Annotated in this window: 1 protein-coding gene; it reads left to right on the forward strand. The window is 71.9% G+C overall.

What is annotated here, in order from left to right; translation table 11 throughout:
• Positions 1-31: 31 nt before the first annotated feature.
• Positions 32-733 (forward strand): MFS transporter (locus tag ACFPZL_RS13920; RefSeq protein WP_382335996.1); only part of this gene is annotated, 702 nt, incomplete at its 3' end.

The following is a 733-nucleotide window of genomic DNA, read 5'->3' on the forward strand; positions in this document are numbered from 1 at the left end:
CGCCGCGGCGCCGCGGCGCTACGATTGACCCATGCGCGAACGCCGACTGGTCCTCCCCTGGGCGGTCTGGGGCGTCGCGCTCTCGGCCTACATCGTCGCCGTCATCAACCGTTCTTCGCTGGCGGCGCTGGGCCCGGCCACTCAGGAGCACTTCGGCATCGACGCGACGACGCTCTCGATGTTCACCGTCATCCAGCTGATCGTCTACGCCGCGCTGCAGATCCCGATCGGGGTGCTCCTCGACCGCTTCGGCTCGACCATGATGATCCTCGCCGGCGGAGCGCTCATGCTCTCCGGCCAGGTGGTCATGGCGACGGTGCACGATGTGCGGCTCGCGATCCTCGCGCGCGTGCTCGTGGGCGCCGGCGACGCCTGCACGTTCATCAGCGTGATGCGCCTGCTGCCGGAGTGGTTCTCCCTGCGCCAGCTGCCGATCGTGAGCCAGCTGACGGGGCTCGCCGGCCAGGCGGGTCAGCTCGTCTCGGTGATCCCGCTGGCGCTGGCCGTCGGAGCACTCGGCTGGGCGACCGGCTTCTTCGGGATCGCCGCCGTGGGGCTGCTCGTCGTGATCCTCGGCGCCCTGGTGCTGCGCGACCGCCCCGGCGTCGGCACCGCGATCGAGCGCCTGCTCGGCCGCGACGGCCGGACCACCCGGGAAGGCCGTTCTTTCGCCGGACACGAGAGCACCGCCGTGCTGGCGGCTGTCGCCCCGCCGTCGACCGGACTGATCGCG

The sequence above is a fragment of the Leucobacter soli genome, assembly GCF_042659205.1.
Taxonomy (GTDB): Bacteria; Actinomycetota; Actinomycetes; order Actinomycetales; family Microbacteriaceae; genus Leucobacter; species Leucobacter soli.